Origin of the sequence: Streptomyces sp. NPDC059010 (assembly GCF_042740355.1) — a bacterium.
Taxonomy (GTDB): Bacteria; Actinomycetota; Actinomycetes; order Streptomycetales; family Streptomycetaceae; genus Streptomyces.
The window spans coordinates 325-15,942 of sequence record NZ_JBHYJA010000061.1 but is presented as its reverse complement, the minus strand read 5'-3'; the positions used below and the strand labels follow the sequence as shown (position 1 = coordinate 15,942).

The window sequence follows — 15,618 nt, the reverse complement described above, 5'->3', positions numbered from 1 at the left end:
TCCTTGTGCGGCGGGCTCGGAGTCAGGCTCAGGGTCGGGCTCAGCGGCAGGCTCAGGGGCGGCCTCAGGAGTGGCTGTTGAGGAAGCCGATCAGGCTGGCGCCCCACCAGCCGAGCTGGCTGACAGCGGCGGCGGCACCCGACTGGACGAGGAGCCTGCGGGGCACCGGCTCGTCCCGGTACCGGTCGAGGTGCTGGCCGAGCCGGTGGGCGTACAGGCCGTTGATGGTGATGACCAGGACGAGTCCGAGCTTGATCCGGGTCAGCGGGGAGGCCAGATCGGGGTGGAGGAGCACGCCGCTGGCCACCAGCCCGGCCAGCCCGAGCCAGATCGGGACCTGGAGTGTGCAGGCGGTGTTCAGGATGTCGGCCAGACGGCGGCGTCCCAGCAGCCACAGGACGGCGAACCAGTCCACGGCGAGTACGGCGCCCAGCCCGACGACGAGAGCCGCGACATGCAGAAAGCGGGCTACGTTCTGCAGCGTCGCATCGGCATGGAGATGACCGGACATCCAGCACACCGCGGCCAGGGCGCCGCAGCTCAGGAGCCCCGCCGCGACGAGAGCCCCCAGCGGCGTGTGCGCGGTCTCGGCGTGCTGTGAGGGCTGGTGGGCAGCGGCCGACGGCCGCTCAGGTCCCCGGGCACGCCGGGAAATCGCGGCGGCCATGGGTCTGTCGGACATCACGGTCGCCGTCAGCTCTCTGGCTTCAGCTCGACGCCCGCGAACGTGGCGGTGACCGTCTCGCTCAGCGCGGGCTTCTCGCCGCTGGCACCGTGTCGCAGGAAGGTCGGCGGCTGCAGCGTGGCCCGGAGGGTGTACTTGCCGGCCGTGGGGATGGAGAAGTTGTTGGCGTAGTGGAAGAACTCGGCGTGGTAGAAGTTCAGGCTCTGCGCCTGCACGACCTTGCCCTTGGCGTCCACGACCTCAAGCCTGATTGGAACGTTCGGCACGATGCGGCCGGTTTCGGCCTCCATCGGGATGATCTCGATGTGGTGCGTCTCGTTCTTCGCCGGCTCACGGTTGACCAGCTTCCCGTGGCCGCCGTGCTCGGACTGGAACCACGGCTCGGCGGCCTCCACGATGTAGCCGACGCGGTACTCCCCGGCCTTGGTCTCCCCGCCCCGGGCCGCGATCTCGGCTTCGAGCACGGTGTGCTGGTGCGCCACACCGGCCGGAGCGGTCTCCTTCGCCGGAGCCTTGGCGGGCGCCTTGTCGGGCGCGTTGCCGGATTGGCCGGAGCCACCGCAGCCCGTCAGGGCGAGGGCGAGCGGGACGGCCAGAAGGAGTGAGGGCAGCACGGGCTTGGGCATGGCTGAATTCTTTCGGCCGGAGGTAAGGTAAGCCGAACCTAAGAACTTGCTGTGAGTCCGTCAAGACGTCTCACAATGCAGACACCATTGGCCATATCGGTCATGCCAAACCGGAATCCCGTACACCGCAAGGGAGTTGAGGGGCCCTTCCGGTCGAGCGCGCCATGGTGTGAGGTTCAGCATCTGGACAGCCGAGGAGACGCCTTACCTAAACTGCGCGCCGCCCCCCTCCCCGCATCGACCCAGGAGCCCGTCGTGCCCTCTGCCCTGCCCCGCCCCGCGATCCTGACCTTGACCCTGCTCGCCGTCACCCCCCTCACCCTGCTGACCGCCTGCACCCAGAAGGCCGACGGCAGCGGCAGCGACGGCGACGGCAAGTCGGGGGCGATCGCCGTCCGGGCGGCCGACGACGCCTGCGAGCTCTCCCGGACCTCCGCGCCCGCCGGTGCCATCGCCTTCGAGATCAGCAACGAAGGCAGCAAGATCACCGAGTTCTACGTCTACGGCCCGGACAAGAAGGTGGTCAGCGAGGTCGAGGGAATCGGCCCCGGCACCTCGCGCACCATGACGGTCAAGGTCACCCGGACCGGCGCGTACACCACCGCCTGCAAGCCCGGCATGGTCGGCGACGGCATCCGCGGCGGGTTCACCGTGACGGACAAGAAGGAATGACCCCAGGAGCGGCAGGCACCACCTCACTGACGCCCCTGCCGACTTGACCGCGGGGCCACAGGGTGTGACGACCCGGCGCTGCCGCGCGCTGTAGCGGGTGGACCCAGGACCCAGGGGTCCCGTGACATCCCCTCGCGTGCGGGAGGCGTACGAGCATCGTGATGGTCGGGGTGGGAGTACAGGGTCTGCTGGCGGACCGCTACCAGTTGCAGGAGTTGCTGGGGCGCGGCACGGCGGGCGAGGTGTGGCGGGCATCCGACGAGGCCCTCGGACGTCCCGTGGCAGTCAAACTGCTGCACGCCGAAGGAGCGGCGGACACCGGGCGATTCCGCCTTGAGGCGCAGATCTCGGCCCGGCTCAACCACCCCAACGTCGTCGGCATGTACGACTTCGGCTCGCACCAGGACCAGCTGTACCTGGCCATGGAACTCGTCGAGGGCTGGAGCCTGGCCCAAGAGCGCTCGGCGCGCGGCGTCCTGGACCCACCGGAGGCGGCCGCCATCGCGGCCCAGGCCGCCGCCGGTCTGGCGGCGGCACACCGGCAGGGAGTGGTCCACCGCGACGTCAAGCCCGCCAACCTGATGCTGTCCCCCGACCGCACCGTGAAAATCGCCGACTTCGGTATCGCGCGCTTCACCGAGGATGTCTCCGGCGGCTGGACCGCCACGGGCAAGATCGTCGGCACCGCGTGCTACCTCGCCCCCGAACGCGCCCTCGGCCGCCCCGCACAACCCGCCTCCGACGTCTACTCCCTCGGCTGCGTCCTGTACGAACTGCTCACCGGACAGCCCCCGTTCATCGGGGCGACAGCTCTGGCCGTGGTCCGGCAGCACGTCGATGCCACGCCACCACCACCCGAGAGCCTGCGCCCCGGCATACCGAAGTCGCTCTCCGACTACGTACTTCGCCTGCTCGCCAAGGACCCGGCCCGCCGCCCCACCGCCGACCAGGCGGCCGACTGGCTGACCGCACGGCACGGGACGCCGATACCGGCCGAGCCGTACGCCACCACCCTCATGCCCGCCCCCGCGATTCCGTCACCTCCGGCGCCGCCCACCGCCGAGTTCCGCACCGGCGCCCACGCCCGCCCCCGCAGCCGTGGCAAACCGTCCTCCAGAGCCCTTCTCTGCAGCATCGGCCTCGCGCTGTTCGCCGGGACCGCGGGCCTGGGAGCATCGCTGAACACCGGCGGCGACGCGCCTACGCCGCCCACCACTTCCCTCCCCACGACCCCCGCACCCCCGGACGGGACCCCGAACCCGACGCCGCCGTCCGCCCATCCATCTATCGCGGCACCGCCTGCTCATGAGCACGGTGACAACAAGGACGACAAGCGGTCGGACGACGCCGGCGACGGGGACGGCAAGGCCCATGGACGGCACAGCCGTGACTGAGCTGCTCACGCATCGGCTCGAAAACGAAACAGCGCCCGACCCGACCGAAGCCGACTCAGGCGCTGCGTAGCAGGTCAGAGGTCATATCCCCCGCCCACCACCGGTAGGCCCTGTGGGACTCGAACCCACAACCAATGGATTAAAAGTCCACTGCTCTGCCAATTGAGCTAAGGGCCCAGGCGATGTTGCCACCCCGAGCATAGCCGGACGTGGCCGAGTCTCCGATCGGGTATCCGGGTCACGGCCACGTCAGCGGTGCCGGAGAGGGGCGAACCGGGGCGGAACGAGCCCCATGCGCGCCGGAACGCTACGGATCCACCGCCTCGACCGCTCCCGCCTTCCCCGCCCCGCCCGTCCCGCCCGTCCTGCCCGCCAGTCGAGCGATCGTGCGCTCATGCTCCGCGTTGAGGAACCAGTGCCGGGCCGAGGCCACCCACCAGACCGCCGCGAACCCCAGGACGACCAGGACCGCGACCGGCGCGTAGTTGAACGTCTCCGAGGTCACCGGCGACACCTGAGGCAGCATGAACAGCACCGTGATCACGCCGACCCACACCACGGCCACCACCCCCACCGGCCCCGACCAGCGCCCCAGATGCCAGGGCCCCCGCTCGAACTCGTCGCCCTTGCGCAGCCGCAGCAGGGTCGGGATGACGTACGCGATGTAGAGGCCGATCACGGCGATCGAGGTCACCGCCGCGTACGCCGTGACGTTGATCAGATACGGCAGACCGAGCAGCAGCGCCCCGCCCGCCGCCAGCCAGACCGCCGCGACCGGTGTGCGGGTGCGGGGGCTGACCGTGTGCCAGATGTGGGAGAAGGGCAGGGCGCCGTCGCGCGAAAAGGCGTAGATCATGCGGCTGTTGGCCGTCACCGACGCCATCCCGCAGAACAGCTGCGCCCCGATGACGACCAGCAACAGCAGCTTGCCCGTCGTCGCGCCCAGCGCGTCGAGCAGGATCTGGGCCGGCGGGGCGCCCGTCGGGGACTTCAGCGCACCGTCGTACGACTGGATCGCGAAGGTGAAGCCGAGGAGGAGCACGAATCCGGCGATCCACGACGTCCAGATCGACCGCACGATGCCCTTCGGGCCCGCCGTCGACGCGTCGTGCGTCTCCTCCGTCATATGCGCCGAGGCGTCGTAGCCGGTGAAGGTGTACTGGGCCATCAGCAGCCCCAGCAGGACGACATAGACCCCGCTGCCCCAGCCCGTGTTGTTCACGAACTCGCCGAACACGAAGGACGCAGACTGGTGCCGGTCCGGCACGAAGGCCAGCGCGCCGACGATCACCGCGACGCCCAGCACGTGCCACCACACGCTGATGCTGTTGAGCAGGGCCACGATCCGTACGCCGAAGGTGTTGAGGAGGCCGTGGAGCAGCAGGATGCCCGCGAAGAGCAGGATCGTCCGGCCCGGCGTCACCTCGAAGCCGAACTGCAGGTTCAGATACGCGCCCAGGAACGACGCGGCCCCGAAGTCGATGCCCGCCGTCACCGCCACCTGGCCCAGCACGTTGAACCAGCCCGTGAACCACGCCCACGCCGCCGCCGTACGCGGCGGCGCGAGCCGGTGCGCCCAGAAGTACAGGCCGGCCGACGTCGGGTACGCCGAGCAGATCTCGGCCATCGACAGACCCACGAACAGGGTCATCAGCCCTACGGCCACCCAGCCCCAGGTGATCACCGCCGGGCCGCCCGTGTTCATGCCGAACAGATAGAGCGTCAGGCAGCCCGACAGGACCGAGATGATCGTGAAGGAGACCGCGTAGTTGGAGAACGCCGACATACGGCGGGCGAGAACCTGCGTGTAGCCGAGCTGGGCCAGCCGCTCCTCGTCCGAAGGCGGGTTTCCGTCCGACAGCCCACTCGCTATGGCGTCATCTGTCATGTCCCCAGCGATTCCCCCGCCAGGGACGTGACATGCGTCACAGCTTGGCCAAAAAATGCCCTTGCCGCCCCGGGCACGAAAAAGCGCCGTGACCCCGACCGGGCCACGGCGCTCTCCGCTCACTCAGTGTCAGCCGTTGCGCTTCCAGCGCGGCTTGTCCTCACGGCGCCCGAAGGTGCCGCCACCACGGTGGTCGTCCCGACGGCCGTGCGGACGCTCGTGCCCGCCGGAGCGGAAACCGGGACGGTCGTCACGGCGGTCGCGGTTGAAGGGCCGGTCGCTGCCACGGTGACCGCCGCGCTCGTCCCGACGCTCGAAGGAACGGCCGGCCGGACGGTCGTCACGGCGGAAGCCGCCACGGTCGTTGTCCCGACGCTCGAAGCCACGGTCGCCACGGTCACGGTTGAACCCACCGCGCTCGCCGCCGTCCCGACGCTCGAAGGAACGCCCACCACGGTCATCCCGACGGTCGTCCCGGCGGAAGCCGCCACGGTCGTTGTCCCGACGCTCACGACGCTCGTACGCCGGAGCCTCGGTCTTGTCGACATCCTGCGCCAACGGCTGCTCGGGCACGGCCACCTCGACGGCCTCGACCGCCGCGGCCTGGGCCTCGGCAACCGCGGCCTCGGGGTCCTCGCCGCGCTCGCGCGCCACGCGGGCGACGAGACGGTCGGCCTCCTCGCGCAGCTCGACGGCACGCCGCTGCGCCCGCTCCAGCTGCTTGTTGAGCTGAGCCACCTCACGCTCGGCCTGCTGCGCGGCGTTGCCCGCGGACTCGGCCTGCACCTCGGTCATCGAACGGGCGCCGGTGATCTCGGCGACCTCCGGGTCGAACGCGGCGCCGCCCTGGATGATGTGACGCCCGGCGTCGACGCCCGCGTCCTCCATCAGCCGGAAGATCTGGCGGCGCTGGTGCGGCAGGGAGAGGGAGACGACCGTACCGGTACGGCCCGCGCGGGCCGTGCGGCCGGCACGGTGCAGGTAGTCCTTGTGGTCACCGGCGGGGTCCACGTTCAGCACGAGGTCGATGCCGTCGACGTGGATACCGCGGGCGGCGACGTCGGTGGCGACGAGCGCGTTGACGTAACCGTCCTTGAAGTCGGCCAGCGTCCGCGTCCGCGCGCCCTGCGTCATACCGCCGTGCAGCGCGTCGGCCTTCACACCGGCGTCACGCAGCTGCTCGGCGATACGGTCCGCGCCCAGCTGGGTGCGGACGAAGATGATGGTGCGGCCCTTGCGGGAGGCGATCGCGGCGGTGACCGGCGCCTTGTCCTTGGGCTTCACGATCAGGATGTGGTGCGACATGGTCGTCACCGCGCCCTGGGCGGCGTCGACCTCGTGCGTGACCGGGTTGCTCAGGTAGCGCTTGACCAGCGTGGAGATCTCGTTCTCCATCGTGGCCGAGAACAGCATCCGCTGGCCGCCGGCCGGGACCTGGTCGAGCAGCTCGGTGACCTCGGGCAGGAAGCCCAGGTCGGACATCTGGTCGGCCTCGTCGAGGACGGCGACCTCGACGTTCTCCAGGGAGCAGGCGCCGCGGTTGATGATGTCGCGCAGTCGGCCCGGGGTGGCGACGAGGATGTCGACGCCGCGCTCCAGGGCGTAGATCTGGTTGCCCATCGACGTACCGCCGCAGACGACCTTCATCTTCAGGCCGAGGACGTCGCCGTACGGCTGCAGCGCGTCCGCGACCTGCATCGCGAGCTCACGGGTCGGGGTGAGGATGACGGCGCGCGGCTTGTGCTTCTCGGTGCGGCCGCCGGCCAGGCGCGCCAGGGTCGGCAGACCGAAGGAGAGGGTCTTGCCGGAGCCGGTGCGGCCACGGCCCAGGATGTCCTTGCCGGCCAGGGCGTCCGGGATGGTCGCGGCCTGGATCGGGAAGGGGGTGGTCACGCCGTTCTGCGCGAGCTTGCGGACGACGCCCTCGGGGAGACCGAGGTCCGCGAAGGTCACCTCGGGGGCCGCCTCGGGGGTCTCCTCGACGCCCTCGTTCTCGGGCACGACGACGTGGTCAGGACTGGAAATGGACATGCGTAAGCGAAACCTTCCGGAGTCTCGTCGGCACGCGCCCGTCAACTCCGTGATTCGCATTACGACCGCCTCAATGCGGTCCGCCACGGCAAGGGAGAGTACGCGCCACACGGCGCGCTCTGCAGTGGCGCCGGGCAAATGGGATCAAACGATCTACCACCATACGCACCCCCGGCCCCCCAAGGCAAACCGAGCGTCAACCATGTAGGCAACGTCACTCGCGACGCCCCACCGGTCCTACGCCGGCGACCCCGCGGCCGGCGCCGGCTCCCGCTGGGCCAGCTGCGGACTCGTCTCCTCGTGCGCCGAGGACGACGGCTCGGCCGCCGTGGGCGTCGGCTCCACGGACGTCGGCTCCTGGCTCGGCGTCGGCTCCGGCTCCGGAGTCCGGGTGGGCGTAGGTTCAGCCGTACGAGTGGGCCCCGGCTTCACCGTCCTCCCCGGCTCCACCGGCTTGCCCCCGGCCGGAGCGGAGGCGCTCGCCGCCTCGGACGGCGAGACCGAAGGAGACGCCGACTCCCCGCCCTCCTTCTCGCCCTTCTGCTTCTCCTTGCCCTTCTTCTCCCCCCGCTTGCCGCCATCGGCGTGCGCCCCGCCCCCGGACCCGCCACCCGACACGGCCGACCCCCCGTCGGGCGCCTCACCACCCCGCTGCCCGGCGGAGTGCGACGGCTTCGCGCTCCCGCCGTCACCGTCCTCGCCCACGCTCATGCAGCCGGCGGCAGCGGCGACGGCCATGACCGTGGCGGCCAGACGAACGGGTACGTACAAGGGGCGCACGGTGGCCACCTCCAGTGGCGGGCGGAGAAGTCAACCTGCCCAACTCCCGCCGCGCACAAGAGGACACGCGCCCCGGAAAAGCCACGCGCACCCCGTCAGCGCCGCCCGCTCACCCGTACCCGAGCGCATGCAACCGCGCGTCGTCGATCCCGAAGTGATGCGCGATCTCATGCACCACCGTCACCTCGGTCTCCGCGACGACCTCCTCCCGCGACCCGCACATCCGCAGCGTCGGCCCCCGGTAGATCGTGATCCGGTCCGGCAGCACCCCGGCGTACCACTCCCCGCGATCGGTCAGCGGAGTCCCCTCGTACAACCCGAGCAGCTCGGGATCGTCCGCCGGCGGTTCGTCCTCGACGAACACCGCGACGTTGTCCATCAGCCGCGTCAACTCCGGCGGAATCCGGTCCAGCGCCTCGGCGACCAGTTCCTCGAACTCCTCGCGCGTCATCTCCAGCACAGGCCCATTGTCGGGTACGACGCCGCCGTAAAGGAGCCGCGAACGGCCTCGCATATCCACCCGCCCCCTTGGGCATACGGGACCAATGGCCCGCGTCCCCGCCGCAGTCCTGAAGGCCCTCGCCCACCTCCCGAGGGCCCCGCGCGCCCTGACCCGCCGCTATCCCCGCCGCCCGCACCCCACCCTGGAACTCGCCGCCCAGCCCAACCCCTGGGCACAAGCACTCGGCCTCGTCACGGTCGTCGTCATCGGCGCCTGGCTCGGCCTGCTGATCGTCGGCAACGTACGCGTCCCCGTCGGCCCCATGAACACGACGATGACCCTGCGCCCCTCCCTCACCGGCGGCACGAAGATCAACGTCTCCCCGCTCGGCGCCCTCACCCTGGACAGCCACACCGCCCCGGTCCGCCTGGATGTCAACGTCGACCAGCTCGACCCCGAGCGCGCCCAGTCCCTCGTCGACCACCCCGAACGCCTCTCCGGCCTCCAGGACGAGGTCGCCCAGGACGTCGCCCACGGCACCCAGGACCTCGCCGTACGCAGCTGCGTGGCCGTCGTCACCGGCGCCGCCGCCCTCGGCCTCGCCGTCTACCGCCGCCCCCGCCGCGCCCTCGCCGCCGGCGGCCTCGCCCTCACCCTCCTGGCCGCCTCGGGCGGCACGGCCGTCGCGACCTGGAACCCGGAGTCGGTCCTGGAACCGAAGTTCTCGGGCCTGCTCTCCTCCGCCCCGTCCCTGGTCGGCAACGCCCGCAGCATCGTCACCGAATTCGACGTCTACCAGAAGGAGTTGGCCCGCCTCGTCACCAACGTGACCAAGCTCTACGACGCCACCTCCACGCTCCCCGCGTACGCACCGGACCCGTCGACGATCCGTGTCCTGCACGTCTCCGACATCCACCTCAACCCGGCGAGCTGGAAGATCATCGCCTCGCTCGTCGAGCAGTACAAGGTCAACGTGATCGTCGACTCCGGCGACACCATGGACCACGGCACGGCCGCCGAGAACGGCTTCCTGGACCCCATCGAGGACCTCGGCGCCCCCTACGTCTGGGTCCGCGGCAACCACGACTCCCGAGTGACCCAGCGCCACCTGGAGGGCCTGAAGAACGTCCACGTCCTGGACGACGGCGAGGCGGCGAACATCGCCGGCCTGCGCTTCGCCGGCATCGGCGACCCCCAGTTCACCCCCGACCGCTCGACGATCCCCGGCGGCGACGCGGCCAACGAACTGGCGGGCGCCCGCCTGGCCACCTCCCTGCGCGACCAGAAGGCCGCCGGCACCCCGGTCGACGTGGCCGTCGCCCATGAACCGGTGGCGGCCCGCCGCACGGACGGCGAGGTCCCCCTCGCCCTGGCCGGCCACATCCACCACCCGGAAACGGAGCTCCTCCCCTACGGCACCCGCCTGCGCATCGAGGGCTCCACCGGCGGCAGCGGCCTGCGTGCGATCGAAGGCAAACACCCCGACCCCATCCAGACCTCGATCCTCTACTTCGACCGCGACACCCGTCGCCTCCAGGCCTGGGACGAGATCGAACTCGGCGGCCTGGGCCTGACGACGGCGGAGGTGAGCCGCCACCTCGTGGAGGAGAACCAACCGGCGGACGCGACCCCGTCACCCACGGACTCGACCCCGTCCCCCACCTCGCCCTCCCCCACCCCGTAAACCGTTTTGGCGATACCTCCCGCCATCCCATATGCTTCTCACGTCCCCGACGCGCTGAGAAGCGCCCAGGCGGGCCGATAGCCCTCATCGTCTAGCGGCCTAGGACGCCGCCCTTTCAAGGCGGTAGCACGGGTTCGAATCCCGTTGGGGGCACGCAGTACGGTGTGCGACACTGTCGTACGCATCGCAAGGTCCTGTGGAGCAGTTTGGAGTGCTCGCCACCCTGTCAAGGTGGAGGCCGCGGGTTCAAATCCCGTCAGGACCGCAGAGGCTTCGAAAGAAGTCTTTACGGCTGGGTAGCTCAGTTGGTACGAGCGATCGCCTGAAAAGCGATAGGTCGCCGGTTCGACCCCGGCCCCAGCCACAACCGCCCTACCAGGGCATACGCCCCCTCCGGGATCTTCCGGAGGGGGCGTTTTCATGTCCGCCACACCCACCCCGCGAAAGCCGTACGCCCCGCGCCTCGCCTCCTATACACGACTCCCTGGGCGCCGCGCAGGAATATGCCCGCCGAACCCCGGGATCGGCCGATCCGCTCCCTCATCGCCGGTATGTTGCGAGACGCCCGGTCGAGTCTCTCCCGAGACGCCTGCCCGCTCAGGGGAGGCCCCAACGCCGTTGGGACACCGAGAGATTGGAGATCGGGCGCGGTGGAGCGATCAACGAAACGGAGAAGGCGTCGCGACAGGCATCCACGACAGGAGTGGGTGCAGCTGGCGGCACTGTTCCTGACTGCGATCACTGCCATTGCGGGGTGCGTCGAACACTTCCTGTGACGCGCTGAGGGTGAGCCGGACGGCTGGCCGGGTGAGTGAGCCCGGCCGACGCATACTCGGCCGGACCCACCCTGCCCCGCGCACGAGCCTGGCTTTGGGCTGCATCCTGAAGCCAGGCTTTGTGCGTGCGCGGGAGCGCACACGGCCGGGACACGGTTCCGGCGGCCATCACCTGGAAGAGGTAACCGCAAGCCTCACCATCCATCAAGTGATCACAGACCCGTCGCGCCCGCTTTGTCGAGTTTGCTGGTGGCGAATGATCATGGCGGTCAGTGGCGCATTCGGGGTGGCGAATACGAAGGCGCAGCTAGACGCGCCACAGGGGGTGGCGAATCCTGGCGTATCCGGACGGGCGTCGTGCGCTCGCCGTCGCCGGAGGCAAAAGCGTTCGCCATGGATTTCGGTGGGATGAGATCCTGGACCGCGTATGTCTACCCAGCCTGCCCCCGCCACCCCGGCCCTCGGCCCCCTCGCCCCCCGTCTGACCGAGCTGTCCCTGCGCGACGCGCACCGGCTCGGCCGGCGGCTCGAAGGCGCGCGCAAGATCCGTAAGCCGGAGGCGCGGGCCGCCGTGCTGGCCGAGATCGAGGCGGAGATCGCCAAGGGTGAGGAGCGTATCGCCGGGCGGCGTACGCGTCTGCCCGCGATCACGTATCCCGAGCAGTTGCCGGTCAGCCAGAAGAAGAACGACATCGCGGACGCCATCCGTGATCACCAGGTCGTGATCGTCGCCGGTGAGACCGGGTCCGGCAAGACCACGCAGATCCCGAAGATCTGCCTTGAGCTCGGCCGCGGTGTGCGCGGCATGATCGGGCACACCCAGCCGCGCCGGATCGCCGCCCGCACCGTCGCCGAGCGGGTCGCGGAGGAGTTGGACACGCCGCTGGGCGAGTCCGTCGGCTGGAAGGTGCGGTTCACCGACCAGGTGAACCCGGACGCCACCTTCATCAAGCTGATGACGGACGGCATCCTGCTCGCCGAGATCCAGACCGACCGTGAGCTGCGCGCCTACGACACGATCATCATCGACGAGGCCCATGAGCGGTCCCTCAACATCGACTTCCTGCTCGGATATCTCGCGCAGCTGCTGCCGAAGCGGCCCGACCTCAAGGTCGTGATCACCTCCGCGACGATCGACCCCGAGCGGTTCTCACGGCACTTCGGTGACGCTCCGATCGTCGAGGTCAGCGGCCGGACGTACCCGGTGGAGGTGCGGTACCGGCCCCTGCTGGAGGAGGACTCCGAGGACGCCGACCGCGACCAGATCACCGCGATCTGCGACGCCGTCGAGGAACTCCAGGCCGAGGGCAAGGGCGACATCCTCGTCTTCCTCTCGGGGGAGAGGGAGATCCGGGACACCGCCGACGCGTTGGTGAAGAAGAACTACCCCCGCGCCGGAGGCGCTAATGGGCAGGGCACCGAGGTGCTCCCGCTGTACGCCCGCCTCTCGCACGCCGAGCAGCATCGCGTCTTCCAGCCCCACACCGGGCGCAGGATCGTTCTGGCGACCAACGTCGCCGAGACCTCCCTCACCGTCCCGGGCATCAAGTACGTCATCGACCCCGGCTTCGCCCGCATCAGCCGCTACAGCCACCGCACCAAGGTCCAGCGGCTCCCCATCGAGCCGATCTCCCAGGCCAGCGCCAACCAGCGCAAGGGCCGCTGTGGACGTACCAGTGACGGCGTCTGCATCCGGCTGTACAGCGAGGACGACTTCGTCGCCCGGCCGGAGTTCACGGACGCCGAGATCCTGCGGACGAACCTCGCCTCCGTCATCCTGCAGATGACCGCGGCCGGCCTCGGCGACATCGAGAAGTTCCCGTTCATCGACCCGCCGGACCACCGCAACATCCGCGACGGCGTCCAGCTCCTCCAGGAGCTCGGCGCGATCGACCCGGCCGAGAAGGACGCACGCAAGCGGCTCACGCAGACCGGGCGCAAGCTGGCCCAGCTGCCGGTCGACCCCCGGCTGGCCCGGATGGTCCTGGAGGCGGACAAGAACGGCTGTGTGCGCGAGGTCATGGTCATAGCCGCCGCGCTGTCGATCCAGGACCCGCGCGAGCGCCCCGCCGACAAACAGGCCCAGGCCGACCAGCAGCACGCCCGCTTCAAGGACGAGACGAGCGACTTCCTCGCCTATCTCAACCTGTGGCGGTACATCAGGGAGCAGCAGAAGGAGCGGGGCTCAAGCTCGTTCCGGCGGATGTGCAAGCAGGAGTACCTCAACTTCCTGCGCATTCGCGAATGGCAGGACATCTACTCCCAACTGCGCACCGTCGCCAAGCAGATGGGCATCCACCTCAACGAGGACGACGCTCCCGGCGACCGCATCCACGTCTCACTGCTCGCCGGACTCCTGTCCCACATCGGCATGAAGGACGTGAAGGACGGCGCGAAGAACGAGTATCTGGGCGCGCGGAGCGCCAAGTTCGCGGTCTTCCCGGGCTCGGCCCTCTTCAGGAAGCCGCCCCGTTTCGTGATGTCCGCGGAACTGGTGGAGACCTCCCGCCTCTGGGCCCGCGTCAACGCGAAGATCGAGCCCGAGTGGGTCGAGCCGCTCGCGGAGCACCTCCTCAAGCGGACGTACAGCGAACCGCACTGGGAGAAGGACCAGGCGGCCGTGATGGCGTACGAGAAGGTGACGCTGTACGGCGTCCCGATCATCGCCCAGCGGAAGGTGAACTACGGCCGGATCGACCCGGAGACCAGCCGCGAGCTGTTCATCCGCAACGCGCTGGTCGAGGGCGACTGGCGCACGCACCACAAGTTCTTCGCCGACAACCGCAGACTCCTCAGCGAGGTCGAGGAGCTGGAGCACCGGGCGCGGCGCCGGGACATCGTCGTGGACGACGAGACGCTGTTCGACTTCTACGACCAGAAGGTCCCCGAGCACGTGGTCTCCGGGGCCCACTTCGACTCGTGGTGGAAGCGCAAGCGGCACGAGGAGCCGGAGTTCCTGGACTTCGAGCGCGAGATGCTCATCCGGGAGTCGGCGGCGGCGGTCACCAAGGCCGACTATCCCGACTCGTGGCGGCAGGGCCAGCTCAAGTTCCGGGTGACGTACCAGTTCGAGCCGGGCGCGGACGCCGACGGTGTGACCGTCCACATCCCGCTCCAGGTCCTCAACCAGGTCACCGACGAGGGCTTCGACTGGCAGATCCCGGGCCTGCGGGAGGAGCTGGTGACGGAGCTGATCCGTTCCCTGCCGAAGCCGATCCGCCGTCACTACGTGCCGGCGCCGAACTTCGCCAAGCGGTTCCTGGACGCCTCGGTCCCCTTGCAGGAACCGCTGACGGTGACCATGGCCCGCGAGCTGAAGCGCATGGTGGGCGTGCCCTTCGAGGCGGACGACTTCGACTGGGCGAAGGTCCCGGACCATCTGCGGATCTCCTTCCGGATCGTCGACGAGCGGCGCCGCAGGCTGGCCGAGGACAAGGACCTGGAGGCGCTGAAGCTCCAGCTGAAGCCGAAGGCCCGCCAGGCCCTCTCCCAGGCCGCCGCGGCCACCGCGTCCCGCCAGGGCGGCGAGTCCCTGGAGCGCAAGGGCCTGACCGACTGGACGATCGGCTCGCTGACCCGCGTCTTCGAGACCCGCCGGGCCGGCCAGCCGGTCAAGGCGTACCCGGCGCTGGTGGACGACGGCGACACGGTGTCGGTGCGTCTCTTCGACACGGAGGCGGAGCAGCAGCAGGCGATGTGGAAGGGCACGCGCCGCCTGATCCTGCGCAACATCCCGGTCAACCCGGCGAAGTTCGCGTCCGAGAAGCTGACGAACGCCCAGAAGCTGGCCCTGTCCGCCAACCCGCACGGCTCGGTCCAGGCCCTGTTCGACGACTGCGCGATGGCGGCGGCGGACAAGCTGATCGGCGACTTCGGGGGGCCGGTGTGGGACGAGGAGTCGTACCGGAAGCTGTACGACAAGGTGCGCGCCGAGATCGTCGACACGACGGTCCGTGCGGTGGGGCAGGTGCAGCAGGTGCTCGCCGCCTGGCAGGCCGCTGAGCGCCGTCTGAAGGGCCTGCGCAGCCCTGCCCTGCTCGCGAACCTCGCGGACGTGCGCAAGCAGCTGGACGCCCTTGTGCGGCCCGGTTTCGTGACGGAGGCGGGGCTGCGGCGCCAGCCCGACCTGATGCGCTACCTGATCGCGGTGGACCGGCGTCTCCAGCAGATGCCGACGAACGTCCAGCGCGACACCACGCGCATGGAGAAGGTCCACGAGATGCAGGACGAGTACGCCTGGCTCCTGGAGCAGATGCCGCAGGGGCGCCCGGTGCCGCAGCAGGTGCTGGACGTCCGCTGGATGCTGGAGGAGCTCCGGGTGAGCTATTTCGCCCACGCTCTGGGCACGGCGTTCCCCGTCTCCGACAAGCGGATCGTGAAGACGATCGACACCCTGGCTCCGTAACGGACCGTGCACGCTGGGTGAGTTCGACCAGTGGGCTCACCCTCCTGTACAGTCTCTTCTCGCAGCGCAACGCACGAATGGCGCAGCGAAACCTGGTCCTGTGGAGCAGTTTGGAGTGCTCGCCACCCTGTCAAGGTGGAGGCCGCGGGTTCAAATCCCGTCAGGACCGCAGCAAGAGAGAAGGGGGGCGGGCGCCCCCGGGTGAGGGGCGGGGGCCGCGGGCGGAGAGACAACA

At 69.8% G+C, this 15,618-nt stretch carries 10 protein-coding genes and 5 tRNA genes; 8 read left to right on the top strand and 7 right to left on the bottom strand.

The window, feature by feature from the left end:
• Positions 1-64: 64 nt before the first annotated feature.
• Together ACFWYS_RS41705 and ACFWYS_RS41700 are read right to left on the bottom strand one after the other, a co-directional pair.
• Entirely contained in the window at positions 65-682 is a 618-nt protein-coding gene (locus ACFWYS_RS41705; protein WP_384781346.1) for a hypothetical protein, read from the bottom strand.
• 11 nt (positions 683-693) lie between these two features.
• Complete coding sequence (locus tag ACFWYS_RS41700; RefSeq protein WP_384781344.1) at positions 694-1,311, bottom strand: iron transporter; 618 nt, start codon at positions 1,309-1,311, stop codon at positions 694-696.
• Between the two features lie 255 nt (positions 1,312-1,566).
• On the opposite strand from ACFWYS_RS41700, the gene ACFWYS_RS41695 reads away from it, so the two are divergent.
• Together ACFWYS_RS41695 and ACFWYS_RS41690 are read left to right on the top strand one after the other, a co-directional pair.
• Positions 1,567-1,983: a cupredoxin domain-containing protein gene (locus tag ACFWYS_RS41695; protein WP_384781342.1), complete on the top strand. Its 417-nt coding sequence runs from the start codon at positions 1,567-1,569 to the stop codon at positions 1,981-1,983.
• 161 nt (positions 1,984-2,144) lie between these two features.
• Positions 2,145-3,377: a serine/threonine-protein kinase gene (locus tag ACFWYS_RS41690; RefSeq protein ID WP_384781340.1), complete on the top strand. Its 1,233-nt coding sequence runs from the start codon at positions 2,145-2,147 to the stop codon at positions 3,375-3,377.
• A gap of 104 nt (positions 3,378-3,481) precedes the next feature.
• On the opposite strand, the gene ACFWYS_RS41685 is transcribed toward ACFWYS_RS41690, so the two are convergent.
• From ACFWYS_RS41685 to ACFWYS_RS41665, 5 genes are all read right to left on the bottom strand, one after another.
• Positions 3,482-3,554: transfer RNA gene (locus ACFWYS_RS41685), tRNA-Lys, on the bottom strand.
• Between the two features lie 130 nt (positions 3,555-3,684).
• Positions 3,685-5,265, bottom strand: coding sequence for an amino acid permease (locus ACFWYS_RS41680; RefSeq protein ID WP_384781338.1), 1,581 nt, complete (start codon positions 5,263-5,265; stop codon positions 3,685-3,687).
• Positions 5,266-5,394: 129 nt separating this feature from the next.
• Entirely contained in the window at positions 5,395-7,296 is a 1,902-nt protein-coding gene (locus ACFWYS_RS41675) for a DEAD/DEAH box helicase (protein ID WP_384781337.1), read from the bottom strand.
• A gap of 237 nt (positions 7,297-7,533) precedes the next feature.
• On the bottom strand, positions 7,534-8,076 hold the full coding sequence (locus tag ACFWYS_RS41670) for a hypothetical protein (protein WP_384781335.1): 543 nt from the start codon (positions 8,074-8,076) through the stop codon (positions 7,534-7,536).
• Between the two features lie 109 nt (positions 8,077-8,185).
• A complete protein-coding gene (locus ACFWYS_RS41665) occupies positions 8,186-8,536 on the bottom strand; it encodes a metallopeptidase family protein (protein WP_067435541.1) in 351 nt (116 codons plus the stop codon).
• 85 nt (positions 8,537-8,621) lie between these two features.
• Between ACFWYS_RS41665 and ACFWYS_RS41660 the strand changes: the two genes are divergently transcribed.
• The 6 genes from ACFWYS_RS41660 to ACFWYS_RS41635 all read left to right on the top strand — a co-directional run bounded on the left by ACFWYS_RS41660 (position 8,622) and on the right by ACFWYS_RS41635 (position 15,552).
• Positions 8,622-10,202 (top strand): metallophosphoesterase, encoded by a 1,581-nt coding sequence (locus tag ACFWYS_RS41660; protein ID WP_384781333.1) that lies wholly within the window; start codon positions 8,622-8,624, stop codon positions 10,200-10,202.
• Positions 10,203-10,282: 80 nt separating this feature from the next.
• Positions 10,283-10,355: transfer RNA gene (locus tag ACFWYS_RS41655), tRNA-Glu, on the top strand.
• A 37-nt stretch (positions 10,356-10,392) separates the two neighbouring features.
• Positions 10,393-10,467 (top strand) — tRNA-Asp (locus ACFWYS_RS41650).
• A 25-nt stretch (positions 10,468-10,492) separates the two neighbouring features.
• Positions 10,493-10,566 (top strand) — tRNA-Phe (locus ACFWYS_RS41645).
• An 839-nt stretch (positions 10,567-11,405) separates the two neighbouring features.
• Positions 11,406-15,383, top strand: a complete 3,978-nt coding sequence (hrpA, locus tag ACFWYS_RS41640) for an ATP-dependent RNA helicase HrpA (RefSeq protein WP_384781332.1) — start codon at positions 11,406-11,408, stop codon at positions 15,381-15,383.
• Between the two features lie 94 nt (positions 15,384-15,477).
• Positions 15,478-15,552 (top strand) — tRNA-Asp (locus ACFWYS_RS41635).
• The last annotated feature ends 66 nt before the right edge of the window (positions 15,553-15,618 follow it).